This is a genomic window from Clostridium perfringens, assembly GCF_016027375.1.
Lineage (GTDB): Bacteria > Bacillota > Clostridia > Clostridiales > Clostridiaceae > Sarcina > Sarcina perfringens.
The window spans coordinates 2,939,517-2,966,066 of sequence record NZ_CP065681.1 but is presented as its reverse complement, the minus strand read 5'-3'; the positions used below and the strand labels follow the sequence as shown (position 1 = coordinate 2,966,066).

The window sequence follows — 26,550 nt, the reverse complement described above, 5'->3', positions numbered from 1 at the left end:
TTATACCTTAAATTGGTTTATAAGTAAACTATATATTTCTTATTTAAATCATATAATCATTATACATATGAAAATATACTTTTTTAATAATATTTTTCAAAGTTTAATGTAGAAAAGATTAATATTTTTTAATTAAGTTAATAATATAAGGATAAAATAGTAAAAAATTACTATAACATATTTATAAATTTATTTAGGAGAGGAAAAACATTGGAGTTTAAAAATAATAAAATTAAAGATTATATTTTTTTATCAACATATATAATACTTTTAATATTCTTTTTTATAAATATAAAGGATATTATGAACTTTCTTTATAAGTTTTTAGGAATAATAAAGCCTTTTATATGGGGAATAGCCATAGCTTTTATTCTTAATATTCCAGTGAAATTAATAGAAAAAAACTTAGGAAATAGTAAGTTCTTTAAAGGAATGAAAAGAAGTTTTTCAATAACTTTAACATTTCTTTTCTTTATATTAGCTATAACATTATTTATATTATTTGTAATTCCTCAATTATTAAGTAGTATTTCAACTTTAATGAATAGTATTCCAGAATACTTATCTCAATTTGAAAAGTTTTTAGAGGTAAATGCAATAAATAATTCACAGTCACAAGTTATGATGCAAAATATAATTAATGAGTTACTAAATATGTGGAAAGAAATATTAAAGGTAACAAGTCAAATAGTAGGAACCTCCTTAGGTTATTTATTAGACTTTACTTTAGGAATAACTTATGGAGTAATAAATTTCTTTTTATCCTTAATTTTAGCTATATATATGCTAGCAAGTAAAGAAATCTTAATAAGTCAACTAAAACTTATAATATATGCTTTTGTTAGTAAAAATAAGGCAGATAGGATTATAGAACTAGGGAAGATGTGTAATGAAATGTTTTCTAAATTCATATTAGGGCAGTGCACAGAGGCGTTAGTTATAGGAGTTTTATGCTTTATAGGGATGATAATTTTAAAAATGCCATATGCTTTATTAATAAGTGTAGTAATTGGAGTAACAGCATTAATACCTGTTTTTGGAGCCTTTTTAGGTACAATACCCTCAGCATTTATAATACTAATAATGGATCCTATTAAGGCTCTTTGGTTTATTATATTTATAATAGTTCTTCAGCAATTAGAAGGAAATCTAATATATCCAAGGGTTGTTGGAAGCTCTATAGGATTATCTGCCCTGTGGGTTATGTTTGCTATGATAGTTGGAGGAAGTTTATTTGGAATAATAGGAATGTTAATAGGAATTCCTATCTTTGGTGTAGTCTTTAAAATCTTAAAGAGAGTAGCTAATAGGAAGATAAATGAAAAGGGAATTGAAAGAAGATAATTTAAGATATTCATTTTAAAGCAGTTTATTATAAATAGGCTGCTTTTTTATTTTGATTTTTTTAAGGAGGTATAATAAGGAAAAATTAATAAAGTGATAAAATTCGACAATTAAACTTGGTAGTTTGTTAAAATGTTTCTATTAGATATAGAAGTTTTAAGTATATGTTTTTCTATAAAAAACAATTGTGTTGTTATGATACACATAGAAAAATGGAGTATTTAAGAGGAAATATAATCAAATTATTAAGAAACTTGCAATAATTTGTTAAGAGTAAGTTTGATTACAATTAAAAATGTATTTATAATTAAAAATGTGTTAACGAAATAATAAGTTTAATGATAAATTCATATAAATTGATAATTTGAATGAGGTCATAATTAAAAGAGGGGGATCAATATAAAATGGCAGAGGCAATTAAATCTACTGATTTTGAGGTAGAAAAAGGCAATGGACGATTAAAGCATCCAGCAGGACTATACCTTTTATTTTTCACAGAAATGTGGGAAAGATTTAGTTACTATGGAATGAGAGCTTTATTAATGCTTTACTTAACAGCATCATTTGTGACTGGCGGATTAGGATATGATGTACCTAGTGCAGCTAGAATATATGGAGCTTATACTTTTTTAGTTTACTTTACACCAATAATTGGTGGAGAAATAGCAGATAAGTTTTTAGGACAGAAAAAATCAATTATGCTTGGGGCAGCAGTAATGATTTTAGGTAACTTAACTTTATTTGGATGGCAAACTAGATGGGCTTTATACTTAGGATTAGGGTTCATAATAGTAGGAAATGCTTTCTTTAAACCCAATATATCAACAATAGTTGGTCAATTATATGAAGATGGTGACAAGAGAAAAGATTCAGCTTTCACAATATTCTACATGGGAATAAACTTAGGATCTTTAATAGCACCAATAATATGTGGATTATTAGCAGAAAACTTTTTTGCTACAAAATCAGGAGAAGTAATACTTCACTATGGATTTAGATACGGATTCTTAGCAGCAGGTATAGGTATAATATTAGGAGAAATTATCTTTATAACTTTATCTCCAAAATACTTAGCACATGTTGGTGAAATTAAAAGAGAAAAAAATAAAAAAGATGTTGCAAAAGAAAAGAAACCTTTAACTAAGCAAGAGAAGAAGAGAGTTGCAGTTATATTAATACTTGCATCATTCGTTGTATTCTTCTGGGCAGGATTTGAACAAGCAGGTACAACTTTAACATTATTTGCTGAAAATGCAACTAATAGAAGTTTGTTTGGATGGACAGTACCAGTAGCATTCTTCCAATCTATAAACCCATTATTTATACTAATATTAGCACCATTATTCTCAAAATTATGGTTTACACTTGCTAATAGTAAAAGAGGAGATTTATCAATCCCAACTAAAATGGCTATGGGTATGATAGTTTTAGGATGTGGATTCTTATTAATGGTTTTCGCAACTATGTCATTAGGTGGAAATGTTGAAAATCCAGCAGTTAAAGCTAGTATGTTCTGGTTAGTAGGAACTTACTTATTTAACACAATGGGAGAACTTTGTTTATCACCAATAGGACTTTCAATGGTAAGTTCATTAGCACCAGCTAAATACGCTTCATTATTAATGGGTGTATGGCTTGCTAGTAACGGAGTAGCAAACTACTTATCAGGATTCATAGCATCATTTGTTGAAAAACTAGGAGCTTTAGAACTATTTGGTTCAATAGCTGGAGTGAGTATAGTATTAGGTTTAGTACTATTGCTATTAAGCAAAAAGATTACAGCTATGATGGAATAAAATGATATTAAAATTAAATCTCTTTAAGAAGATTTGAGTAATTAAATTAGGATATTTAAGTTTTATATAAGAAAAGACACATTAATAAAATAATGTGTCTTTTTTGTATCTTAAAAATTTTTATTTTAAATTTATTTTAGTTAATTTAAGTTAAGTATTTTTTTAAACTCTAAAATATTCTTCATCTAAGTATAAAAGCATTTCTTCAGTTATAGGAACTGACAATCCTGCATAGTCTGAAAATCTTTGGATCTCATCTTCTTTTTCTTCTTTTTTTAGCTCGTGATGATGTTTAATTTTTTTGCCAGCTTTCTTTTCAAGGTCTTTCCACTCTTTATAAACTTTTACTAAATCTTCTTTTAACTTATTATCGCTCATGAAAAACATCTCCTTAAATAAATGTATTATTATAATATTCTTCTAATTCAAGTATTTCTTTTTCTGTCAATGGTGTATCAATTTTAGCGAATTCAGAAAATTTCTTTGTTATAAGTTTTATTTGCTCTTTTTCTAACTTTTTAAAATCATGATTTAATTTTAATTTTTCAAAAAAGCTTTTTTCAGAAACTCTCCATTTACTATAGAGATCTAATAACTCCTTCTTTATTTTTTCCTCTCCCATAAAATTCAACTCCTTATAAATTTTATAAATATATTATATAATAAAAATATATATTTTAAAATGTTGTAAATAAAGAAAGATTTTTGTTTACAAAAAGTATAAAATTTAATTTAGTAAAAAAAATAATTTTAAGAAAAAAATTTGATTTAAAAAGTGTTTTAATATAAGTAATTACTTATATTATATATAAAGAAACAATTGTTTACTAATGGAATTTAGAGGCATAAAATTTTAGTGAGGTGATATAAAATGAATACATTAAATGATATTTTATCAAAAGAAATTGAAGAATTTAGAGAAAAAGGACATAAGTTTTTAAATAAAGAAATGACTGTTGGTGAATTTAAAAAGGCATCAGGAGGCATGGGTGTTTATGCGCACCGTGGAGGAAAAGAATTCATGGTGAGATTAAGAGTTCCATCAGGAGTTGCTGGATTAAGTTTATTAGAAGAAGCATATAACTGGGCTAAGAAATATAACTTAGAAAAAATACATTTAACAACTCGTGAAGCAATACAATTACATGGAATATCAATAGATGCTGTATGCGACATAATGCAAGAAGGGTTAAATAAAGGAATATACACTAGAGGCGGTGGTGGAAACTTCCCAAGAAACGTAGCCTTAAATCCTTTATCAGGAGTTCAAATAGGAGAAACTTTTGATGTAACTCCTTATGCACTAGCATCTAATGCACATTATATGAGTAAAATATATACTTATAATTTACCAAGAAAAATTAAAACTGCATTTTCAAATACAGAGGAGGATTCAGCTCATTGCACAGTTACAGACTTAGGATTTTTAGCTGTGGAGAATAACGGTAAGAGAGCCTTTAAACTTTACATAGGTGGAGGATTAGGAAGAAATCCAAGAACATCTGTTGAATTTGATGAGTTAATAGATGAAAAGGACGTATTATATTGTCTTGAAGCTATGACTAATTTATTTGTAGCTGAAGGAGATTATAAAAATCACGGAAAAGCTCGTATAAGATATATTGTTGAGAGAATGGGCGAAGAAGAGTTTAAAAATTGCTTTAGAAAACACTTAGAAGAAGTGAAAGCTAAAGGTGGATTAGACCTTAAGGTTGAAGATATAAAATATAGTAAAAAAGGTGAAAAAACTAATATAAAACATGAAAGATTAATACCTCAAAAACAAGAAGGATTATATACTGTTTTATTCCACCCAGTTGGAGGACAATTAAGCTTAGATGTATTAAAAGAATTAATAGAAAAAATAGAGAAAATAGAAGAAGTAGAAGTAAGATTAGGTATGGATGAAAATCTATATGTAAGAAACTTAAATGGAAAAGAAGCTGAAGCTATCTTAGACTTTACTCAAGGTAAAGGAGGAGAGACTTTAGCTGAAAGAAGTGTTTCTTGTATAGGTACACCAATATGTCAAATGGGAGTACTAGAAAGCCAAAAAACTTTAAGAGAGTTTGTAGAATTATTAAAAGAAAATTCAATTAAGGAAGGAATATTACCAAGAGTTCGTTTCTCAGGATGTCCAAATTCTTGCGGTATGCATGAAATAGGAGATATAGGATTCGCTGGTAAAAAGAAAAAAGTTGGTGATGTTTTATCAAATGTATTTGAATTACATTTTGGTGGAAAATTGGGAATAGGTGAAACTCGTTTAGGAGATTACTATGGAGATATACTTCAAGACAAGGTTCCAGAATTCTTAATTAAGGTTGCAAAGGCTGTAGAAGCTAAAAATTCAACTTTTGAAGAGTGGATTAAGGATAATAGTGAAGAATTTAAAGCTATAGTTGAAGAATATAATGTATAGTTGTTAACAAAATATTTACAAAATCCAAAAAAACTTAATAAATAGGTTTTTTTGGATTTTTTGATTTTTACTAAAAATTCCTTTCAAGGGGCATATTTAAATACTTTTTTAGCTTGTTTTATTAAATATTAGGTTTAGTAATACTAAGTATTTTACTTAGTTTTTGTTACCGAAATATTAACGATGCCCTTTGAAGCTAGCTTGAAATAAGGGTTAGAAAGAATTTGCTATAGAAAAAAATAAAATGGTGATATATAATAAATTCAAAATTTATATTTATGCGGTTAAATAAGTTGTTTAAAGAAAGGATTGATGTTAGGGTTGAAAGAAAAGATATGCCTTTATGGTTTTAATAATCTTACTAAGACACTAAGTTTTAATATTTATGATATTTGTTATGCGAAAACAGAGAGAGAAAAGGAAGACTATATAAAATATATAGACGAGCAGTATAATTCTGAACGTCTTACAAAGATTCTTTGTGATGTTACAGAAATGATAGGAGCTCATGTCCTAAATATTTCAAAACAAGATTATGAACCTCAGGGAGCTAGTGTAAATGTTCTTATAACAGAGGAGGCATTACCAGTAGCACTAATTGACCCATCATGTAATAAAGGAGAACTTTCATATTTGGAGCTTAGAGATAGTGTAGTTGGACATTTAGATAAAAGTCATCTTACAGTTCACACTTATCCAGAATTTCATCCAAATAACGATATAATTTCTTTTAGAGTTGATATAGATGTATCTACTTGTGGAAAAATATCTCCATTAAATGCTCTAGATTACTTAATCGGAAGTTTTGATTCAGATGTAATAACTATTGATTATAGAGTTAGAGGATTTACTAGAGATGTTGATGGTAGAAAATGCTACATAGACCATGATATAAAATCTATTCAAGATTATATAGATGGAGAGACCCTAAAAAAATACGATGCTATGGATGTTAATGTTTATCAATCTAACATATTCCATACAAAGATGATGCTTAAGGATATAGTTTTAAATAACTATTTATTTAATTCTGATCCATATGAATTATCTCCAAATGATAGAAGAGAAATAAGAGATAGAATATCAAAAGAGATGATTGAAATATACGGTGGTGTAAATATTTATTAAGAAAAGGAGGGATTTCTGTGAAAAGACTTTCTCAAGAAAATGCTCCTATTTATGAAGCATTAAAATGGTACAAGAATCAAAGAATTGTTCCTTTTGATGTACCAGGTCATAAACAAGGAAGAGGAAATACAGAATTAAGAGAGTTTTTAGGTGAAGATTGTGTTTCAGTAGATGTAAATTCAATGAAACCCTTAGATAATCTTTGTCATCCAACTTCTGTAATAAAGGATGCAGAAGAATTAGCAGCTGATGCCTTTGGTGCTGATAAGGCATTTTTCATGGTTAATGGAACCACATCAGCTGTACAAGCCATGATAATGAGTGTTTGCAAAGATGGAGATAAGATTATAATGCCTAGGAATGTGCATAGATCTGCAATAAATTCTTTAATAATAACAGGGGTAACTCCTGTGTATATAAATCCAGGAATTCATGGTAGACTTGGAATTTCTCTAGGAATGGCAATGGAAGATATAAAAAAATCCATTAAGGAAAATCCAGATGCTAAGGCTATTTTTGTTAATAACCCAACATACTATGGAATTTGCTCTAATTTAAGAGAAATAGTTAAGTTAGCTCATGAAAATAATATGTATGTCTTAGTTGATGAAGCTCATGGAACTCATTTTTATTTTGATAAAAGACTTCCAGTATCAGCTATGGAGGCAGGGGCAGATATGGCAGCAGTTAGCATACATAAAACAGGAGGCTCATTAACTCAGAGTTCTATGTTACTTATGAAGTGTAATAGAATTAAGCCAGATTATGTGAGAACAATAATAAACTTAACACAAACAACTAGTGGTTCTTATTTACTTTTATCTTCTTTAGATATTGCTAGAAGAAATTTAGCCTTAAATGGAGAAAAAATATTTGAAGAGGTTGTTGGAATAGCTGAATATGCAAGAGAAGAAATAAATAAGATAGGTGGTTATTACGCTTTCTCAAAAGAAATAAATAATGGTGATGATATTTATGATTTTGATGTAACTAAGCTTACTATAAACACTTTAGAAACTGGACTTGCTGGAATAGAAGTTTATGACATATTAAGAGATGATTATGGAATTCAAATAGAGCTTGGAGATGTGGCTAATATTCTTGCCATAATATCAGTTGGAGATACTAGATATAACATTGAGAGATTAGTTTCAGCTTTAAGTGAGATTAAGAGAATTCATGAAAAAGATAAAAAAGATATTTTTGACCACGAATATATAGATCCTATAGTTAAGGTTAAGCCAAAAGAGGCTTTTTATGCTGATAAGAAGAAGGTTCTTTTAAGAGAAAGTGAAGGATTAATTTCTGGAGAATTTGTAATGTGTTATCCACCAGGAATTCCAATACTTGCCCCAGGAGAGCTTATAACTAAGGAGACTATAGACTATATTGAGTATTCTAAGAAAAAGGGAAGTTTAGTTACAGGCCCTGAAGATATGGAAATTGAATATATAAATGTTTTAGATTGTTAGGAGGAATTTTAATTATGGAATTATGGTACACAGAAGAACATACAGACAATGTACGTTTTTCAATCAAAGTAGATGAACAACTTTATAGTGGAAAGAGCGATTTCCAAAGAATAGATGTTTTTAAATCTCAAGAGTTTGGAACTTTCTTCACATTAGATGGACTTATGATGGTAACAGAAAAGGATGAATTTATTTATCATGACATGATAGTTCATGTTCCAATGGCTACAAATCCTAATATTAAAAATGTACTAGTTATAGGAGCTGGAGATGGTGGAACTGTAAGAGAACTTACAAGATATGAAACTATAGAAAAAATAGACATGGTTGAAATTGATAAGTTAGTTGTTGATGTTTGTAGAGAATATTTACCTCAAACAGCTAATAAATTAGATGATCCTAGAGTAAGTTTATTCTTTGAAGATGGATTAAAATTTGTACGTTCAGTTGAAAATAAATATGACTTAATAATAGTTGATTCAACAGATCCATTTGGACCTGGAGAAGGTTTATTCACAAGAGAATTTTATGGAAATTGCTTTAAGGCCTTAAAAGAAGATGGAATACTTGTAAATCAACATGAAAGTCCATACTATGAAGAGTATGCAAGGGGAATGAAGAGAGCTCATAAGAGAATAAAAGAATGTTTCCCAGTATGTAGAGTTTATCAAGCTCATATACCAACTTATCCATCAGGACATTGGCTATTTGGTTTTGCATCAAAAAAATATGATCCACTAAATGCTGATATAGAAAAGTGGAATGATTTAGGATTAAAAACTAAATATTATAATACTGATTTGCATAAAGGATGTTTTGCATTACCTAATTATGTTAAGGAGATGCTAGAGAATGTTGATGAATAGAAATGTAAGCACTTTTATAGGGTGTGAAGCTGAATATGATGAATCAAGCATAGTTGTATTTGGAGCTCCTTTTGATTCAACAACTTCTTTTAGACCAGGTACTAGGTTTGCAAGTCAAGTAATGAGAGGAGAATCTTGGGGATTAGAAAGTTATAGTCCATATCAAGACTTAGATCTTTATGATTTTAATATTTTTGATGGAGGAGAAATAGAGCTTCCTTTCGGAAATTCAGAGGGAGCATTAGCTTTAATAGAGGATTTTTCAACTAAGGTTGTTGAAGATGGGAAAATACCAGCTATGATAGGTGGAGAGCATTTAGTAACTTTAGGGGCATTTAAAGGAGTATTTAAAAAATATCCTGATGTTCATGTAATTCACTTTGATGCTCATGCAGATTTAAGAGAAGATTATTTAGGTCAAAAACTATCTCATGCTACTGTTATACATAGAGTTTGGGATTTAGTAGGAGATAATAAAATATTCCAATTTGGAATACGTTCTGGTGAAAAAGAAGAATTTTTATGGGCAAAGGATCACGTTTATACAAATAAGTTTAATTGTGATACTTTAGATTATGCCTTAGAAAAGGTTAAAGATAAACCTGTTTATGTAACAATAGACTTAGATGTTTTAGACCCATCTGTATTCCCAGGTACAGGAACACCAGAACCAGGTGGAATTCAGTTTAATGAACTTTTAAATTCAATATTAAAACTTAAGGGGTTAAATATTGTGGGATTTGATATTAATGAATTATCACCACAGTATGACCAAACAGGAGCATCAACGGCTGTAGCTTGTAAAGTTTTAAGAGAGATGTTATTAGTAGCAAATAACAAATAGAATGATTTTAAAGATAGATTAGCCTTAGATAAATTTAGAATATGTATTTAAGAACTAGTTAAAATTAAAACTAGTTCTTAATCAATTCAGTTAAGGGTATATTTAGAGATTTTTAAAGTTAATTGCAATTTATGCAAAATATACTTTAAGTTAAATTTAATTTAGAATTTTTAGAGATTTAAATATAAAAAATAGAACTGTATCAAAAGCTAATAAAAAATTTCTTAAATTAATGAGAGAGAGTATTTAGTAACTCTTTCAAAAATAGTCTTAGAAATTTTTAAAAGGTTAATTTGATACAGTTCTTTTTGCGTATTTATCTAATAAAGTAAAGAATTAAAAGTGCTTGAATTGCTATTATTAAAGGAATACCTATAGTAAATTTTGCATGTTTTGTTTTATGACGAAAGACATGCATTCCCCATAATGTTCCAATTCCTCCTCCTATTATAGAAACGCCTATTAAGGTATCTTCACTTATTCTCCATTGATGTTTTTTAGCTTTTTGTTTATCTATATACATTAGAATTATTGCCACTAAATTTATTACAATCAAATAACCTACAAAAAGTTCTTTCAATAATTACCCCTCCTAATTTATTTCATTAGTATTTATTATATGGTTCTTAACTTAATTATAACTTATTTCTAGGGAAAGTTATTATTAATTAGTAGATAAATATAAAATTTGGGTAGTATAAAGTGTATTTCATACAATTTTAGTAATATTAAAGTTTATTTAAACGTATACATAATATAAGGTCATTTTATTTTAAGGGGGGAGAGCTAATGAAAAGTAAAAAAATTATAGCTACGCTTGTTGCAAGTTTAGTTATTTCTAATATGGGAGGATATTTAGTAAAAGCTAATCCTAATGTAAATCATAAGGCAGTTATTATAGAAGATAGACAAGCTATTATTGAAACTGCTATTCCACAATCAGAAATGACAGCTAGTGCAACTTCAGAAGAGGGCCAAGATCCAGCTTCAAATGCTATTGATGGGAATATAAATACTATGTGGCATACAAAATGGAATGGGAGTGATGCACTTCCACAGAGTTTATCAGTAAACTTAGGAAGTTCTAGAAAAGTTAGTTCTATAGCTATTACACCAAGAACAAGTGGAAACAATGGATTTATAACTAAGTATGAAATTCATGCTATTAATAATGGAGTGGAAGCTTTAGTTGCAGAGGGTACCTGGGAAGAAAATAATTTAGTTAAAACTGTAACTTTTGATTCTTCTATTGATGCAGAAGAGATAAAAATAACTGCAATTCAAGGTGTTGGTGGATTTGCTTCAATAGCAGAGTTAAATGTTTATGAAATCAAAGGCGAAGTTGATGAAATTGCCAACTATGGAAACTTAAAAATAACTAAGGAGGAAGAAAGATTAAATATAACAGGTGATTTAGAAAAATTCTCCTCACTAGATGAAGGAACTATAGTAACTAGATTTAATATGAATGATACCTCAATTCAAAGTTTAATTGGTTTAAGTGATGGAAATAAAGCAAATAACTATTTTTCACTTTATGTAAGTGGAGGAAAAGTAGGATATGAGCTTAGAAGACAAGAAGGAAATGGAGATTTTAATGTACATCACAGTGCAGATGTTACTTTCAATAGAGGAATAAATACTTTAGCTTTAAAAATAGAAAAGGGAATAGGAGCTAAGATATTTTTAAATGGTTCTCTGGTTAAAACGGTATCAGATCCAAATATTAAATTTTTAAATGCAATAAATCTTAATAGTGGATTTATTGGTAAAACTGATAGAGCAAATGGGTATAATGAGTATTTATTTAGAGGAAATATAGATTTTATGAATATTTATGATAAACCAGTAAGTGATAATTATTTGTTAAGAAAAACAGGAGAAACTAAAGCACCATTAGAAGATAGTTTATTGCCAGATGATGTTTATAAAACACAACCAGTAGAATTATTCTATCCTGGATATTTAGAATCAAGAGGATATAGAATTCCTGCTTTAGAAACAACTAAAAAAGGAACGGTTTTAGCTTCTATAGATGTTAGAAATAACGGAGATCATGATGCTCCTAATAATAACATAGATGTAGGTATAAGAAGAAAAGAAGTAAATGGAGAATGGGAAGAAGGAAAAGTAATATTAGATTATCCAGGTAAATCAGCAGCTATAGATACTTCTCTTATGTCAGCTACCATAGAAGAGAATGGAATTGAAAAAGAGAGAATATTTCTTATAGTAACTCATTTCCCAGAAGGTTATGGATTCCCTAATACAGAGGGTGGAAGTGGATATAGAGAAATTGATGGAAAATATTATTTTATATTAAAAGATGCTCAAAATAATGAATATACAGTTAGAGAAGATGGAATTGTTTACAATTCAGAAGGAAATCAAACTGATTATGTAATGAAAAATGATAAAACCCTTATTCAAAATGGAGAAGAAGTTGGAAATGCCTTACTAAGCAATTCTCCACTTAAGGCAGTTGGAACTGCTCATATTGAAATGATTTATAGTGATGATGATGGTAAGACATGGAGTGAACCAGAGGATTTAAATCCAGGGCTTAAGAAAGAATGGATGAAATTCTTTGGAACTGCACCAGGAAAGGGAATTCAAATAAAAAATGGAGAGCATAAAGATAGATTAATATTCCCAATATACTATACTAATCAAAATAATTTCCAATCAAGTGCTGTAATTTATAGTGATGACTTTGGTGAAACTTGGAAGTTGGGAGAATCTCCAATAGATACAGCTTCTGTAAGCTCTGAAACAGTTTCTTCAGGAACACAGTTGACAGAGTGCCAAGTAGTTGAAATGCCAAATGGACAACTAAAATTATTTATGAGAAATACTGGTTCATATACAAGAATTGCAACTAGTTTTGATGGAGGAGCAACATGGCATGATGAAGTTCCAGAAGATACTTCTTTAAGAGAGCCTTATTGTCAATTAAGTGTTATAAATTATAGTGGAAAAATAAATGGTAAAGATGCAATTATATTCTCAAACCCAGACGCAAGTAGTAGAGTAAATGGAAGTGTTAAGGTTGGCTTAATAAATGAGAATGGAACTTATGACAATGGAGAACCAAGATATGAATTTGATTGGATTTATAATAAGACAGTTAAGCCAGGTTCATTTGCTTATTCTTGTTTAACAGAGTTACCAGATGGAAACCTAGGATTATTTTATGAGGGTGAAGGGGCAGGCAGAATGGTATATACTGAATTTGATTTAAATTACCTTAAGTTTAATGCTTCTGAAGATTCACCATCAGCTTCAGTTCAATCAATTGAAGTTTTAGATGAAGATTTAGCTTACAATTCTGGAGAGGAAGTTTCAATAAAAGTAAACTTTAATCAATTAGTTAGTATCATAGGAGATAGAAAGATAACTTTAGATATAGGTGGAGTAGATGTACCACTAAATATGGTTAATTATGAAGGGAAGAGCTCAGCTATATTTAAAGGAACTATACCAGAAGGAATTAATCAAGGAAATTATGAAATAAAGCTTAAAGAAAATAATACTTTAGAACTTAATACTGTTTATAATAAAGTTTCAACTTTCAATGGATTAGATAATACAGGAATTAATGTACAGATTGGTGAATTAAAAACAACTGTTGGAAATTCAACCATAAAGGTTAATGATGAAGTTCAAGTTGGCTCAGCATTTGAAGCTATATTAGGAATTGAAGGATTAAATGGAGATACAGAAGTGTATTCAGCAGAATATTTATTTGAGTATAATGCAGAAGCATTTATATTAAATGAAATTACTTCATTTAATGATTCTTTATTTGTAAAGAGTAAAGAAGTTGAACCAGGAAAAGTTAGAATATTAGTAGCTTCTTTAGGGAATGAAATAGAAAAAGATTCAGATCTAGTAAAAGTTAACTTAACTCCAAAGATTTCTTCTGAATTAGAAGTTTTAGGATTAACAACAGCTTTAGTAGGAGCTGGAGATGGAAATACTCATGACTTAGAACTTTCAAGTAAGGAAGTTAAAATTAATGAAGAAGCTTCAGGAGAGATAGTAGTAAATCCAGTACAAAATTTTGAAATTCCAGAAATAAATAAGAAAAATGTTAAATTAACATGGAATGCTCCAATAACAACTGAGGGGTTAGAGGGATATGTAATATATAAAGATGGAAAGAAATTATCAGAAGTTCCAGCTGAATCTACAGAGTTTGTGGTTTCAAAATTAAATAGACATACTATTTACAATTTTAAAGTGGCAGCTAAATATTCAAATGGAGAACTTTCAGCTAAAGAAAGTAAGACTATAAGAACTGCTAGGTAATGAATAAATTTAAAAATAAATGTAAATAAGTAAAAAATAAGTAATATTATGTAATGTAAACGAATATAAATATTTATGTAGATTATTAAAGTAATCATACATTTTGTATATATAAAAAATTTGAAATGTTTGGGGGAGAAATTTTATGAAGAAAAAATTATTAGGTATGTTATTAGCCGGAACATTAATGGTAGGAGCAGTTGGATCATATGCTTGGTTCTCAGATAAAGCAGAAGTTGATTCAGGAATTAAATTAACAATGGGTACTTTAGATGTTGATGTAAAAGAGATTTCTGATGGATGGAATATTGTTGATGAAACATCAGAAATAATAAATAAAAAATCAACTAAACATTTTAAAAATGTTAGACCAGGAGATAGTTTCCAAAGAGAATTTGTAATAGCTAATTCAGGTACATTAAAGCAAAAAGTATCAGTTAAATTAAATCCAGAGGTAGCTAGAAAAGTTGTTACTACAATTGGTGACCAAGCTGTTCTTTTTGATGATTTATTTAATTTAAAATTTGAATTAGGTGAGCTTGAATTACCAATGAAGATCAATGAAAATGAAACTTTTGAATTTGAGTTAGACTCACTTTATACTGAAGCTGAAGATTCTGATAAAGTTACAAGTGCTGCAGATTTAAAAGTTACTTTAGAAGTAGATAAAGATGCTATGGATAATAGATTTAACCATGATGGAAATAAGTTCGTTGAAATATTTGACTTCTTAAAAGATAAATCAGTTCCATTAGTACTTGTTGAAGCAGAACAAGTTAATAAATAATATTAATTTAAAATAAAAAACAGAGTCCATTAGACTCTGTTTTTTATTTTGTGATTAAGGATTTTAAAGGTTTATAATTTTAATTTAAATATAATATATTTAAATTAAAAGCTTATTTATAGTTTGGTTTGAATTTTTTTAGTCTTAAGGCATTTAATAATACTGATACTGAACTAAAGCTCATGGCAAAGGCACCTATCATTGGATTAAGTAATGGGCCTCCAAATATATGAAGAACTCCCATTGCTACTGGAATACCTAAAGTATTGTATCCAAAGGCCCAGAATAAGTTTTCCTTTATATTTTTCATTGTTTGCCTGCTTAATTGAATAGCACCAACAACATGTAATATATCACCTTTCATTAGAACTATATCAGCAGACTCCATAGCTATATCAGTACCTGAACCTATAGCCATTCCAATGTCAGAAATAGCTAAAGCAGGAGCATCATTTATTCCATCACCAACCATAGCGACTTTTTTGCCTTCATCTTGAATGGTTTTAATTTTTTCAGCCTTTTCTTGAGGAAGAACCTCAGCGATAACTCTATCTACACCTACTTCTTTTGCAATAGCCTTAGCTGTTTTTAAATTATCTCCTGTTAACATTACTACTTCAAGTCCCATTTTTTGTAGGGTTTCTATAGCTTTTTTACTTGTTTCTTTAACAGTATCAGCAACGGCGATTATACCAGCTATTTTTTCATTAATAGCAATAAACATAGGAGTTTTTCCCTTTGAAGCTAGTTCTTCAGAAGTCTCTAATAAATTTTTAAGATTTATATTTTTATCTTTCATAAGTTTATAGTTACCTAATAAAATTGATTTATTTTCAATAGAGCACTTAATTCCCTTACCAGGTATTGCTTCAAAATCTAAAACATTTTTTAGTTTGATATTTTTTTCTTCAGCATCTCTAACAATAGCTTCTCCAAGAGGATGTTCTGAACCTTTTTCTGCTGAGGCTGCTAATAAAAGGAGTTCATCTTTTGAAATATTTTCACAAATAATATCTGTAACCCTAGGTTTTCCTTCAGTTATAGTTCCTGTTTTGTCGAAGACAACAGTATTTAAGTTTTGTGTGCTTTCTAAAGCTTCACCACTTTTAATAAGTATTCCATTTTCAGCTCCCTTACCTGTACCAACCATAATAGCTGTTGGGGTAGCTAAACCTAAAGCGCATGGACAAGCAATTACTAATACAGATATAAAGATTGTAAGTGCAAAAGTTTTACTTTCACCAGAGAAATACCAAGCTAAACTTGCAATTACTGCTAAAGATATTACTATAGGTACAAAATAACCTGAAATAGTATCAGCTAATTTGGCAATTGGAGCTTTTGATCCTTGGGCATCTTCTACTAATTTAACTATTTGAGAGATTACAGTATCCTTACCAACCTTTGTAGCTTCATAAATTATTCTTCCATTTTTATTTATACTAGCTCCAAAGACTGTATCTCCTACTTTTTTTTCAGCAGGAATACTTTCTCCAGTTAGCATACTTTCATCAATTGATGTATATCCTTCTACAACTTTACCGTCTACAGGCAATTTCTCACCTGGCTTAACAAGTACTAAATCAAAAACTTTAACTTCATCAATAGATACAATTTTTTCTTTTCCATCTACAAGTAGAGTGGCTGTTTTAGGGGCTAATCCCATAAGTTTTTTTATTGCATCAGAAGTTTTACCTTTAGTTAAAGTTTCTAAGTATTTACCTAAACTTATTAATGTAAGTATTGTTCCAGCAGATTCAAAATATAACTGCATAGCATAGTTACTATCGTCCATATAAATGTGGTATATTGCAAATAATCCATAAACATATGCAGCACCAGCTCCTATAGCTATTAAGGAATCCATATTAGGACTTCTCATAAATAAATTCTTAAAACCATGTATAAAGAAATCTCTACATATGAATATAACCACAGTTGTAAGAAGTAATTGAATAAGTGCAAAGTTTAAGGGATTATGCATCGGATCTATTATATTAGGTAAATGAAGGCCAACCATATGTCCCATTGATATTATGAATAATGGAATTGTGAATATTGCTGAGCCAATAAGTCTATTTTTCATTCTTTTAGTTTCATTCTCTTTTGCTTTTTCATGTTCATCTTCTTGAGATGCATCTAAAAGTTTATATCCTAATTTTTCTACCTTTGCTTTTATATCATTAGCAGAAACTTTATCTTTATCGAAAGAAATATTAAGAGTAGAATTTGCGAAGTTAACATTAGAACTTTCAACACCATCCATTTTACTTGTTACCTTTTCAATTCTAGCTGCACAGGCTGAACAAGTCATTCCTTCTACCTTAAAGGAAGTAGACTTATTATTTCCTTTTAGTTCAAAGCCTAGTTTCTTTACTTTTTCTTTAATTTCTTTTAAGGAAATTTCATCTTCATCATATTCAACTTGAAGGCTTTCATTAGCAAAGTTAACAGTAGCATTATATATTCCAGATAATTTATTTAAAACTTTCTCAATTCTAGATGCGCAGGAAGCACAACTCATTCCAGAAACTTTGAAAGATTCTTTCTTTAAGTTTCTAACTACTGAGAAACCTAGCTTATTTATTTTTTCTTCTATTTCTTTGAAGGATATTTTATTTTCATCAAACTCTAAATTTAATTTTTCAGTTGCCAAATTAACATTAGCTTTTGATATGCCATCCATTTTACCTAGAACTTTTTCGATTCTAGCAGCACAAGCGGCACAACTCATACCTTTTATTTTAATTGATTTATTTATCATAAAAATTATAGCTGACATATTCCCTTGTTATAAAGAAAGGAATAACAGTTTTCCTCCTTTTAAATTTTTACCTCCCCTAGGGGGTGGTTGTGATTCAAATATACTCTTTGATTTTTCTTTTGTCAATAATAAAGTGATAAGTATTATCAATGAAATTTAAGATTTAGGGTAAGTATTTTTAATAATATAAACTTATTTTGGCTAAAAAATAAAAACTTATTTAAAATTAGATAATTATTAATAAAAAACTAAAAAAATCACAAGATAAGAAAAAGAAGTTAATTTAGAAAAATTAAATGAGGTGAGTATATGAAAAAGTTACTTTATATTACAGTAAACTCAAAGCCAGAGAAGCTTTCATCAAGTAAGACTATTGGAAGAGCTTTCATAAGTAGATTTGTGGAACTAAATCCAGAGTTTGAAATAGAGGAAGTGGACTTATACAAAGACTTTATTCCTAGATTAGAGCATAAGCATTTTTCAGGAAGAAGTTCTGTGGTGGATTGTGAGACTGCTAGTATAGATGCAAAGACAAAGGAAGAAGTAAAAAGAATAATAGAGTTAAGTGAGCAATTTAAAAATGCAGATTTATACGTAATAGCAGCCCCTTTATGGACACTATCTTTTCCAGCACCATTAAAAGAATATATAGATTGTGTTGTCCAAAACAAAATAACAATTAAAGTAACACCAGAAGAGGTTAAGGGCTTGTTAGATGATAAACAAAGAGAAATGGTGTATATACAATCTTCAGGGGGAGAAATTCCTTGGCTTACTAAAGGGATATTTAATAAAGGCTTAAATTATGTTGAAGATATAATGAAATTCTTAGGAATAAAAAAATTCCATCAATTATTAGTGGATGGAACAGGTTTTAGCATAGAAGAAAAATTTAAGGCTGAAGATAAGGCTGTTGAAAAAATAGATAATGTAATAAAAGACATACATTTTAGTAATAAAGGTTAAAATAAAAGTATTTTATTTGGTTAAGAAAATTTTATATGAAAATTAAATTTGGTTATATTTAAAGATTGATTTTTAGGTTCATAAATATTTTTAAGAGAATTTATCAAAATGATTTATTAATAAAACTTACCTGTACATAACATATTAATTGTAAGCTTTATTCATGATCTTTGATAAATTCTTTTACTTTAAATATGAGAAAAAATATCTTTTACACAAGTATTATAAATTAAAAAGGGAACGAATGTTTGCATTTTTTACTTTTATATGTTATACTTAACTCTCAGCTTGTGGGTTTAAATGCTGAAACTAGAATATAGAAATAAATTATTTTTATAATAAAATAAAGTTTAGAGTTTATTCTCAGGTTTAAAAAGGTATAGAAGAGAGATAAAATATTTAAATTACAATAACGGTAAATTGTAATTCACTTCGTAAAGAGGATTTTCACTTCAATAGGTACAAAATTATTTTATACTAATGTTTTAAAATTTCTAAAAACATGATAAATGGTATAAAAACATAACACCTAAAATATTCTTAATAAATCCAGTAAAAAATTTAAAAGTATGTTATTAATTCAGTATAGTTTTACATTATAGGACTATTTATTTAAGATTTATAAAAAGGTACTGCGTGAAAAATTAATAATATGTATTTTCATATATTATAGCTAATTAAAGTTGATTTAGAATGATATTTGATTAGTTTAATTTTTGTTGAAAAAATAGAATATATTCATACTAGTTGTTAACTCAAAAGAGAAACTAGATGATTTTTAATACTTACAATTAAACCTGTGAATTAAAGGAAAAAAATAAAAATTTTGATATATAAATATTAAATTATGTCTATAATTTAAGTGAAAGTTGAATTCTCTATATAGGGAGAGTTTATTTAAAATGTAAATTAAAAGGAGGATGAAAATTTGTTAATATATAATATTTGTAATGAATTTAGTAAAAGTAAAAAGAATAAAAGAAGAACTAGTACAGATGTAAAGAATATTTTAAATGAGGCAAAAAATAAATAGATTTTATTATGTAGAGCACTGTTTTATATAATGGTGTTTTTTTATTTTTTAAATACTATTTTAAAAGCTTATGAAGACAGTAATATAGCCATTAATAGAGACTAACATAGTATTTAGTATTTAATAAATTATATGAAATAAATTTTAGGTTAAACAAATTAAAATTTGAATTTAACTTAAAATCGTGTTACAATAAACTAACAACTTTTTAAAATAATAAAAGTTGTCAGAAGAAAAGGGGGATTTTTATGATAGAAATAAAAAATGTATCTAAACAAATAGGAGACAGAAAGATACTAGATAATATTTCTTTAACTATTGATAAAGGAAGTCTAGTTGTTTTAATAGGTTCTAGTGGATGCGGTAAAACAACTACTTTAAAACTTATAAATAAGTTAATAACACCTACTTCTGGTGAAATATTTATAAATGGGAAATCTTTAGCCAAGGAAAACCCTATTGAATTAAGAAGAAATATTGGATACGTAATTCAGAATAATGGATTGTTTCCACATTTAACAATAAAGGAAAATATAGAGCTTATTCCAAGACTAAAGAAAGGCAAAGATGTTGAAAAAATAGAGCAGACGACTTTAGACCTTTTAAATATGGTTGGATTGGATCCTGAAATTTATTTAAATAAGTATCCATCAGAGCTTAGTGGAGGACAGCAACAGAGAGTAGGTTTTGCAAGAGCCTTTGCTACAGATGCTGAGATAATTTTAATGGATGAGCCCTTTAGTGCTTTAGATCCAATAACTCGTACTTCACTTCAGGAAGAGCTTTTTAATATTCAAGAGGAGCTTAAAAAAACAATTATTTTTGTTACTCATGATATGGACGAAGCTTTAAAGATAGCAGATAAAATATGCATAATGAATGGAGGAAAAATAGCTCAATATGATACTCCAGAAAATATACTTAGAAATCCAGCAAATGATTTTGTTAGAGATTTTATAGGATCAGATAGGGTTTGGAATAATCCTGACTTCATAAAAGCAAAGGATATAATGATAAAAAATCCTGTATCTGTTAAAGGTGCTAGAACCATATTACAAGGAATCGAGATAATGAGAAGTAATAAGGTTGATAGTTTATTAATTATTGATAAAGAAAATGTACTTAAAGGTATTGTTACTTTTAAAGATATAAAAATTACAAATGAAAAATCAAGAGCACTTTCAGAAATTATGAGTGAAAATCCACTAAGAGTTAATGAAGATGATAGTTTAGTTGATATTTTAACTGTAATGAATGAAAACTCAGTAGGATTTATACCTGTTGTTAATTCAGAAGAAAAATTGGTAGGGCTTATAACAAGAAGTAGTTTACTTTCAATATTAAGCGACCAATTCTTAGACATGGAGGTGAATATATTTGAATAATTTATTACAATATGTAATTTCACAGAAAACTCAAATATTAGATTTATTAGTTCAACATATATATTTAACAATTACGGCTATAGGAATAGCTATATTAATAGGAGTTCCTTTAGGAATTCTTGTTTCAAGGGTTAAGTTTTTAAGAAAGCCTATAATAGGCTTTGTAAACTTAGTACAAGCTGTGCCTTCTATGGCCTTACTAGGATTGCTTATTCCCATATTAGGAATAGGAAGTACACCTGCAATCTTTATGGTTGTAGTATATTCATTGCTTCCAATAGTTAAAAATACTTACACAGGAATCTCTGGAATAGACCCAGTAGTATTAGAATCTGCTAAGGGAATTGGACTTACTAAGAACCAAAGTTTATTTAAGATACAATTACCATTAGCATTGCCAATAATAATGTCTGGTATAAGAATATCAGCAGTTACAGCCGTAGGGCTTATGACTTTAGCAGCCTTTATTGGTGCCGGTGGACTTGGATACTTAGTATTCTCAGGAGTTCAAACAGTAAATAATAATATGATTTTAGCAGGAGCTATACCAGCTTGTATTTTAGCCTTAATAGTTGACTTTATTTTTGGAAAAATAGAGGTAGCTGTTACACCAAAGGGATTAAGTAATGATAACAAAAAGAAAAATACTTTTGTTCTTAAAATAATAAGTGTAATAATGATAATAGCTATTTTATTTATGGGAATTTCATCATTTATATCAAGTAGAAAAGATAAAGTGGTTATTGGATCAAAAAACTTTACTGAGCAACTTATTTTAGGAAATATTTATGCAGATTTAGTTCAGGCTAAAACAGATTTACAAGTTGAAAAAAAGTTAAATCTAGGAGGAACATCAGTTGCCTTTGGAGCACTTGAAAAAGGTGATGTTGACATGTATGTTGATTATACTGGAACATTACTTGTTAATGTTATGAAAGAAAATAATATTGATAATAGTGTAGATTATTATAATAGCATAAAAGAAAATATGAACAAGGAACATGGGTTAACAGTAATGGAACCCCTAGGTTTTAATAATACTTATAATATAGCTATATCAAAAGAATTAGCTGATAAGTATAAGATAAATACCATATCAGATTTATCAAAGTACAGTAATGAATTTGTATTATCTCCAACTATTGAGTTCCAAAATAGACAAGATGGTTTAGTTGGATTAAAGAATTACTATGGCATGGATTTCAAAAATGTTAAATCTTTAGATGGAAGTCTTAGATACTCAGCATTATCAAATGGGGAATCACAGGCTATAGATGCTTTCTCAACAGATGGACTTCTTAAAAAGTTTGATTTAAAAACTTTAGAAGATGATAAGAAATTCTTTGTAAATTATAGTGCAGTACCTATAGTTAACAATAAAACTTTAGAAAAATATCCACAATTAAAGGAGATTTTAAACTCTTTAAGTGGTAAGATTAATGAAGAAAAAATGATTGACTTAAACTATGAAGTAGATGTATTAGGTAAATCACCAGAAGAGGTTGCTAAAGCTTTCTTAATTAGAGAAGGTTTAATAGAACAATAGTGAGTATTTATTATATGTTAAATAAAGATTATAAGAAGCATATTAGGATTTATATAAGTCTTAATATGCTTTTTTTATTGCTTAATTTATAATTAGTATAGTTTTTAGTGAAGGAGTGTTTAAAGAATATTATTTTAGAAAGTTTTTAAATGAAACCTAACTTAAAGAAAAAATAAAAAATTTGAAACTTTCTAGCTACTTAAAAAGACTAATGTATGTAGACATCGATGTTAAAGTTTTTGCTAGGAGGGGAAAGATGGAAAAAACTATGAGTATATCATATCTAGATATAGATAGAAAAAATGAATTAAATGAAATTAGATTAATAAAAGAATCAATGAAAGGAAATAAAGAATCCTTTGGAATCCTTATAAAAAAGAATAAAGAATACTTATACAAAATGGCGTTTCTATATGTTAAAGATGAGCAGGATGCTCTTGAAGTTATACATGAAACCGTATATAGAGCCTTTTTAAATATTGAAAAATTAAAAAAAGCAAAGTTTTTTAACACATGGATTACAAGAATTTTAATAAATGTATCAATTGATTTTCTAAAGAAAAAAGGAAAAAATGAAATGTTGGATGAAAGTACACCGATAAGAAAAGAAAAATGTGAAATATCTACAGAGGAAAAGTTAGATTTATATAATGCAATAGATTTATTAAATGATAATTATAAAACAGTAATAATCATGATGTACTTTAATGATATGAAAATAAAAGATATCTCAAAGGTTATGGAAATTCCAGAAAACACAGTTAAAACTTATTTAAGAAGAGCAAAACAAGCTTTAGGTGAGGTTTTAAAGGAGGGCTATTTAAATGAATAAAAAAGACTTAGATAAGATAAATTTACCAAATAATTTAGATGATATTATAGATGAGGCAATAAATATGGCTCATGAGGATAAAAAGAAAAATAAAATAAAAGGTAAAGGGTATAAGAAAGTATTTAAAAATATTGCAGCAGGACTTGCAATAATTACTGGAATTGGTGTTGGTACAACCACCTTGGCTTATGGGGTTCCAGTAATCAAGAATGCTTTTGAAAGAATACAAAAGGAAATATGGAATAAAGGGGATTACTCAAAATATGCAACAGAAGTTAATCAGACTGTCTCTAATAATGGGGTAGGAATAACTTTGTCAGAGATTCTTTGTGATGGACAGAATTTATATGTAAGCTATGTAATTGAAAGTAAAGAACCTTTTAAATATATAAAATATAAATATGATCCTGTGAAAGATTATGACATAACTAAAGAACAAGCAGAAAAAATTGAACAAATGCAATTAGATTACGGAGCTGAAGCTAAAGTAAGTTTTACAGATAGTGAGTTAGATAATAGTGGAGTTTCAGGATTAGAAGGAAGATTCATAGATGATCATACTTTTGTTGGAGTAGAAGAGTACAATTTAACAAGCTTAAACATGAGGATTCCAGATGAATTTGAATTTATAATAAATTTCAATTCAATAGTTGAAGAAGGATGGAATAGTGAGAGAGATAAAGATAATGTATTAGAAGGAACTTGGAACTTTAAAGTGCCAGTAAAAGTTGATAAATCTTTATCTAAGTGTATAGAAGTTAATGATATGAATAAGGAGGGTGTTGGTATTAAAGAAGTAATAGCAACTCCAATTAAATTAAAATTAGTTACTACTGGCTATGACAGAGAAAAGAATAATTACTGGGTAAGAGTTTATGATGAAAAAGGGAATATATTAAGAACAAGCAGTGGAGAAGAATTATCTAGTTATGGAGAATACTTATCAACTATTGCTAAGGAAGGTGAAGATATTAAAAAAATAAAAGTTGAAATTTATAAACCATTTGTAGATGAAAATGGAAAAGATTATTTTCATGATCCTAGAGAAACTATATTATATTCTAAGGAAATAAATTTAGAATAAACAAGGTTTATAATATTAATTTATTAAGTTTAAAATAAAAAATATATTAACCTAAAATAGTTTTATAAAGAGAAGTTAAATGAGAGTTTATAGTAATTTTCATTGGCTTCTTTTTTATTTCTGATAGTTTTAAATTTTAAAGTTTAATTTCATCTTATAAATATTTTAGTAACTTGTATATTAATTATTTTTAAACTACTAACTATAAGTTAAATATTTTATTATTTAATGATAAAAATAGTAAATAAAAAACTTTTGAAAAGGATTAATGAAAAGGTTGACACAACATATACGTATATGTTAGTATAAAGCCATAAGATATACGTACAAGTTATGGAGGGAAAAAGATGAGTAAGTTTGAAAAAGATGCAAAGTTACTAACAGAGTACATAGGCGGAAAAGAAAACGTAGCTGCAGTTACTCACTGTGCTACAAGAATGAGATTCGTTTTAAATGATACAAGCAAAGCAGATGTTGAAAAAATAAAAGCTATTCCTTGTGTAAAAGGAACTTTTACACAAGCAGGACAGTTTCAAGTAATAATTGGACCAGAAGTTGCAACTTTTTATAATGATTTTGTTGGACAGACTGGAGTATCTGGAGAAAGTAAGGAAGAAGTCAAGAAGGCTGCTAAGAAGAATATGAATATAGTTCAGAGAGCAGTTGCAGGCTTAGCAGAAATATTTGCTCCGTTAATACCAGCTATCATAGTTGGAGGTCTTATATTAGGATTCCGTAATGTAATCGGAGATATGAAATTATTTGAAGATGGAACTAAGAGTTTAGTTGAAATTTCTCAATTCTGGGCAGGAACACATAGTTTCTTATGGTTAATAGGAGAGGCAATATTCCACTTCTTACCTGTAGGAGTTGTTTGGTCAATTGCTAAGAAAATGGGAGCAGATCAAATGCTAGGAATAGTTATTGGTATAACTTTAGTATCTCCACAATTATTAAATGCATATAGTGCAGGTAATGGAGCCGCTGCTCCAGTTTGGGACTTTGGATTTGCTCAAGTTCCAATGATAGGATATCAAGCACAAGTTTTACCAGCAATCATGGTTGGATTCACTTTTGTTTACTTAGAAAGATTATTTAAGAAGATTACACCAGGTCCTATACAAATGATAATAGTACCATTTTTCTCAGTAATTCCAACAGTATTATTAGCACACACTGTTTTAGGACCTATAGGTTGGAAAATAGGTAGCGTAATATCAGGAGCTATAGTGGCAGGCTTAACATCATCATTTGGATGGTTATTTGCAGGAATTTTTGGAATGATTTATGCACCATTAGTTATAACAGGATTACATCATACTTTATTACCAGTTGATTTACAACTTATAAGTGATATAGGTGGAACATTCTTATGGCCAATAATTGCATTATCAAATATAGCTCAAGCATCAGCAGTTTTAGCTATGATATATGTAAATAGAAAAGATGAAGATGAAAAACAAATATCAATACCAGCATGTATTTCAGGATATTTAGGGGTAACTGAACCTGCAATGTTTGGGGTTAACTTAAAATATCTATATCCATTCATAGCTTCTATGATTGGAGCAGGAGTTTCTGGTATGTTCTCAATGGCAATGGGATGTATGGCAAACTCAGTAGGAGTTGGTGGATTACCAGCAATCTTATCAATGCAATCATCTAGTATGTTAATGTATTTAGTTGCAATGGGAATAGCAATAGTTGTACCATTCATCTTAACAATAGTGTTCTCAAAGACAAAATTAGCTAATATGGCTTCAAAATAATATAAAAAGGTGGGGGTAACTCCACCTTTTGCTTATATAGATTTTAGGTGAAATAACACATGAAATACTAGGTAAGATCTATTAAATTACGGATTTAAATATAATTAGAAATTATATTTAAAATTTAACAAGTGTTGACAGAAAGAGTGAATTAGAATATATTTAAAATAACTTATACGTACAAGTTGTGTGAGGTGTGAA

Annotated in this window: 19 protein-coding genes; 15 read left to right on the top strand and 4 right to left on the bottom strand. The window is 28.4% G+C overall.

The genetic code is table 11. The annotated features are described in order from the left end of the window. Window positions 1–210: 210 nt before the first annotated feature. The gene (locus I6G60_RS13775; RefSeq protein ID WP_003455481.1) at window positions 211–1,344 is read left to right on the top strand and encodes an AI-2E family transporter; all 1,134 of its coding nucleotides are present in this window, start codon (window positions 211–213) and stop codon (window positions 1,342–1,344) included. Between the two features lie 404 nt (window positions 1,345–1,748). Beyond that, the gene (locus I6G60_RS13770; protein WP_003450292.1) at window positions 1,749–3,140 is read left to right on the top strand and encodes a peptide MFS transporter; all 1,392 of its coding nucleotides are present in this window, start codon (window positions 1,749–1,751) and stop codon (window positions 3,138–3,140) included. 162 nt (window positions 3,141–3,302) lie between these two features. Here the strand turns inward: I6G60_RS13770 and I6G60_RS13765 are convergent, their stop codons facing one another. Next, the gene (locus I6G60_RS13765; RefSeq protein WP_003449914.1) at window positions 3,303–3,518 is read right to left on the bottom strand and encodes a hypothetical protein; all 216 of its coding nucleotides are present in this window, start codon (window positions 3,516–3,518) and stop codon (window positions 3,303–3,305) included. A 13-nt stretch (window positions 3,519–3,531) separates the two neighbouring features. After that, window positions 3,532–3,762, bottom strand: coding sequence for a hypothetical protein (locus I6G60_RS13760; protein WP_003450005.1), 231 nt, complete (start codon window positions 3,760–3,762; stop codon window positions 3,532–3,534). Between the two features lie 249 nt (window positions 3,763–4,011). On the opposite strand from I6G60_RS13760, the gene I6G60_RS13755 reads away from it, so the two are divergent. The 5 genes from I6G60_RS13755 to speB all read left to right on the top strand — a co-directional run bounded on the left by I6G60_RS13755 (window position 4,012) and on the right by speB (window position 9,872). After that, window positions 4,012–5,562: a nitrite/sulfite reductase gene (locus tag I6G60_RS13755; RefSeq protein ID WP_057230774.1), complete on the top strand. Its 1,551-nt coding sequence runs from the start codon at window positions 4,012–4,014 to the stop codon at window positions 5,560–5,562. A 312-nt stretch (window positions 5,563–5,874) separates the two neighbouring features. Then, window positions 5,875–6,690 (top strand): adenosylmethionine decarboxylase, encoded by an 816-nt coding sequence (speD, locus tag I6G60_RS13750; protein WP_011009885.1) that lies wholly within the window; start codon window positions 5,875–5,877, stop codon window positions 6,688–6,690. Between the two features lie 17 nt (window positions 6,691–6,707). Then, window positions 6,708–8,162 (top strand): aminotransferase class I/II-fold pyridoxal phosphate-dependent enzyme, encoded by a 1,455-nt coding sequence (locus I6G60_RS13745; RefSeq protein WP_003455632.1) that lies wholly within the window; start codon window positions 6,708–6,710, stop codon window positions 8,160–8,162. 14 nt (window positions 8,163–8,176) lie between these two features. Beyond that, window positions 8,177–9,028, top strand: coding sequence for a polyamine aminopropyltransferase (gene speE, locus I6G60_RS13740; protein WP_049039298.1), 852 nt, complete (start codon window positions 8,177–8,179; stop codon window positions 9,026–9,028). After that, a complete protein-coding gene (gene speB, locus I6G60_RS13735) occupies window positions 9,015–9,872 on the top strand; it encodes an agmatinase (protein ID WP_057230776.1) in 858 nt (285 codons plus the stop codon). Before speE ends, speB begins: the two co-directional genes overlap by 14 nt. 316 nt (window positions 9,873–10,188) lie before the next feature. On the opposite strand, the gene I6G60_RS13730 is transcribed toward speB, so the two are convergent. After that, window positions 10,189–10,452 carry a DUF1294 domain-containing protein gene (locus I6G60_RS13730; RefSeq protein WP_087326606.1) on the bottom strand — a complete coding sequence of 88 codons (264 nt, stop codon included), beginning with the start codon at window positions 10,450–10,452 and terminating at the stop codon, window positions 10,189–10,191. 209 nt (window positions 10,453–10,661) lie between these two features. Here I6G60_RS13730 and nanJ point away from each other — a divergent pair, with 209 nt between their 5' ends. Beyond that, window positions 10,662–14,183 carry an exo-alpha-sialidase NanJ gene (gene nanJ / locus I6G60_RS13725; RefSeq protein WP_197925427.1) on the top strand — a complete coding sequence of 1,174 codons (3,522 nt, stop codon included), beginning with the start codon at window positions 10,662–10,664 and terminating at the stop codon, window positions 14,181–14,183. Between the two features lie 145 nt (window positions 14,184–14,328). Further along, complete coding sequence (locus I6G60_RS13720; RefSeq protein ID WP_011009887.1) at window positions 14,329–14,970, top strand: TasA family protein; 642 nt, start codon at window positions 14,329–14,331, stop codon at window positions 14,968–14,970. A gap of 112 nt (window positions 14,971–15,082) precedes the next feature. Here the strand turns inward: I6G60_RS13720 and I6G60_RS13715 are convergent, their stop codons facing one another. Continuing rightward, window positions 15,083–17,734 (bottom strand): heavy metal translocating P-type ATPase, encoded by a 2,652-nt coding sequence (locus I6G60_RS13715; protein WP_332831006.1) that lies wholly within the window; start codon window positions 17,732–17,734, stop codon window positions 15,083–15,085. A gap of 309 nt (window positions 17,735–18,043) precedes the next feature. Between I6G60_RS13715 and I6G60_RS13710 the strand changes: the two genes are divergently transcribed. The 6 genes from I6G60_RS13710 (at window position 18,044) to treP (ending at window position 26,349) form a co-directional block, all read left to right on the top strand. Beyond that, window positions 18,044–18,700 carry an FMN-dependent NADH-azoreductase gene (locus tag I6G60_RS13710; RefSeq protein ID WP_003455358.1) on the top strand — a complete coding sequence of 219 codons (657 nt, stop codon included), beginning with the start codon at window positions 18,044–18,046 and terminating at the stop codon, window positions 18,698–18,700. Between the two features lie 1,281 nt (window positions 18,701–19,981). After that, a complete protein-coding gene (locus I6G60_RS13705; RefSeq protein ID WP_111744053.1) occupies window positions 19,982–21,118 on the top strand; it encodes a betaine/proline/choline family ABC transporter ATP-binding protein in 1,137 nt (378 codons plus the stop codon). Beyond that, the gene (locus tag I6G60_RS13700; protein WP_111744054.1) at window positions 21,111–22,664 is read left to right on the top strand and encodes an ABC transporter permease/substrate-binding protein; all 1,554 of its coding nucleotides are present in this window, start codon (window positions 21,111–21,113) and stop codon (window positions 22,662–22,664) included. The genes I6G60_RS13705 and I6G60_RS13700 overlap by 8 nt, the downstream gene beginning before the upstream one ends. A 256-nt stretch (window positions 22,665–22,920) precedes the next feature. Continuing rightward, window positions 22,921–23,496 carry a sigma-70 family RNA polymerase sigma factor gene (locus tag I6G60_RS13695; RefSeq protein ID WP_111744055.1) on the top strand — a complete coding sequence of 192 codons (576 nt, stop codon included), beginning with the start codon at window positions 22,921–22,923 and terminating at the stop codon, window positions 23,494–23,496. Next, window positions 23,489–24,580, top strand: a complete 1,092-nt coding sequence (locus tag I6G60_RS13690; RefSeq protein WP_003471460.1) for a DUF4179 domain-containing protein — start codon at window positions 23,489–23,491, stop codon at window positions 24,578–24,580. The genes I6G60_RS13695 and I6G60_RS13690 overlap by 8 nt, the downstream gene beginning before the upstream one ends. A gap of 347 nt (window positions 24,581–24,927) precedes the next feature. Beyond that, the gene (treP, locus tag I6G60_RS13685) at window positions 24,928–26,349 is read left to right on the top strand and encodes a PTS system trehalose-specific EIIBC component (RefSeq protein ID WP_003471351.1); all 1,422 of its coding nucleotides are present in this window, start codon (window positions 24,928–24,930) and stop codon (window positions 26,347–26,349) included. Window positions 26,350–26,550: the final 201 nt, after the last annotated feature.

Coding starts and splice junctions, on each gene's coding strand:
- speE (WP_049039298.1), top strand. CDS start 8,177: ATGGAATTATGGTACACAGAAGAACATACAGACAATGTACGTTTTTCA.
- speD (WP_011009885.1), top strand. CDS start 5,875: ATGTTAGGGTTGAAAGAAAAGATATGCCTTTATGGTTTTAATAATCTT.
- I6G60_RS13765 (WP_003449914.1), bottom strand. CDS start 3,518: ATGAGCGATAATAAGTTAAAAGAAGATTTAGTAAAAGTTTATAAAGAG.
- I6G60_RS13760 (WP_003450005.1), bottom strand. CDS start 3,762: ATGGGAGAGGAAAAAATAAAGAAGGAGTTATTAGATCTCTATAGTAAA.
- I6G60_RS13755 (WP_057230774.1), top strand. CDS start 4,012: ATGAATACATTAAATGATATTTTATCAAAAGAAATTGAAGAATTTAGA.
- treP (WP_003471351.1), top strand. CDS start 24,928: ATGAGTAAGTTTGAAAAAGATGCAAAGTTACTAACAGAGTACATAGGC.
- I6G60_RS13705 (WP_111744053.1), top strand. CDS start 19,982: ATGATAGAAATAAAAAATGTATCTAAACAAATAGGAGACAGAAAGATA.
- speB (WP_057230776.1), top strand. CDS start 9,015: ATGTTGATGAATAGAAATGTAAGCACTTTTATAGGGTGTGAAGCTGAA.
- I6G60_RS13690 (WP_003471460.1), top strand. CDS start 23,489: ATGAATAAAAAAGACTTAGATAAGATAAATTTACCAAATAATTTAGAT.
- I6G60_RS13695 (WP_111744055.1), top strand. CDS start 22,921: ATGGAAAAAACTATGAGTATATCATATCTAGATATAGATAGAAAAAAT.
- I6G60_RS13770 (WP_003450292.1), top strand. CDS start 1,749: ATGGCAGAGGCAATTAAATCTACTGATTTTGAGGTAGAAAAAGGCAAT.
- nanJ (WP_197925427.1), top strand. CDS start 10,662: ATGAAAAGTAAAAAAATTATAGCTACGCTTGTTGCAAGTTTAGTTATT.
- I6G60_RS13715 (WP_332831006.1), bottom strand. CDS start 17,734: ATGATAAATAAATCAATTAAAATAAAAGGTATGAGTTGTGCCGCTTGT.
- I6G60_RS13710 (WP_003455358.1), top strand. CDS start 18,044: ATGAAAAAGTTACTTTATATTACAGTAAACTCAAAGCCAGAGAAGCTT.
- I6G60_RS13720 (WP_011009887.1), top strand. CDS start 14,329: ATGAAGAAAAAATTATTAGGTATGTTATTAGCCGGAACATTAATGGTA.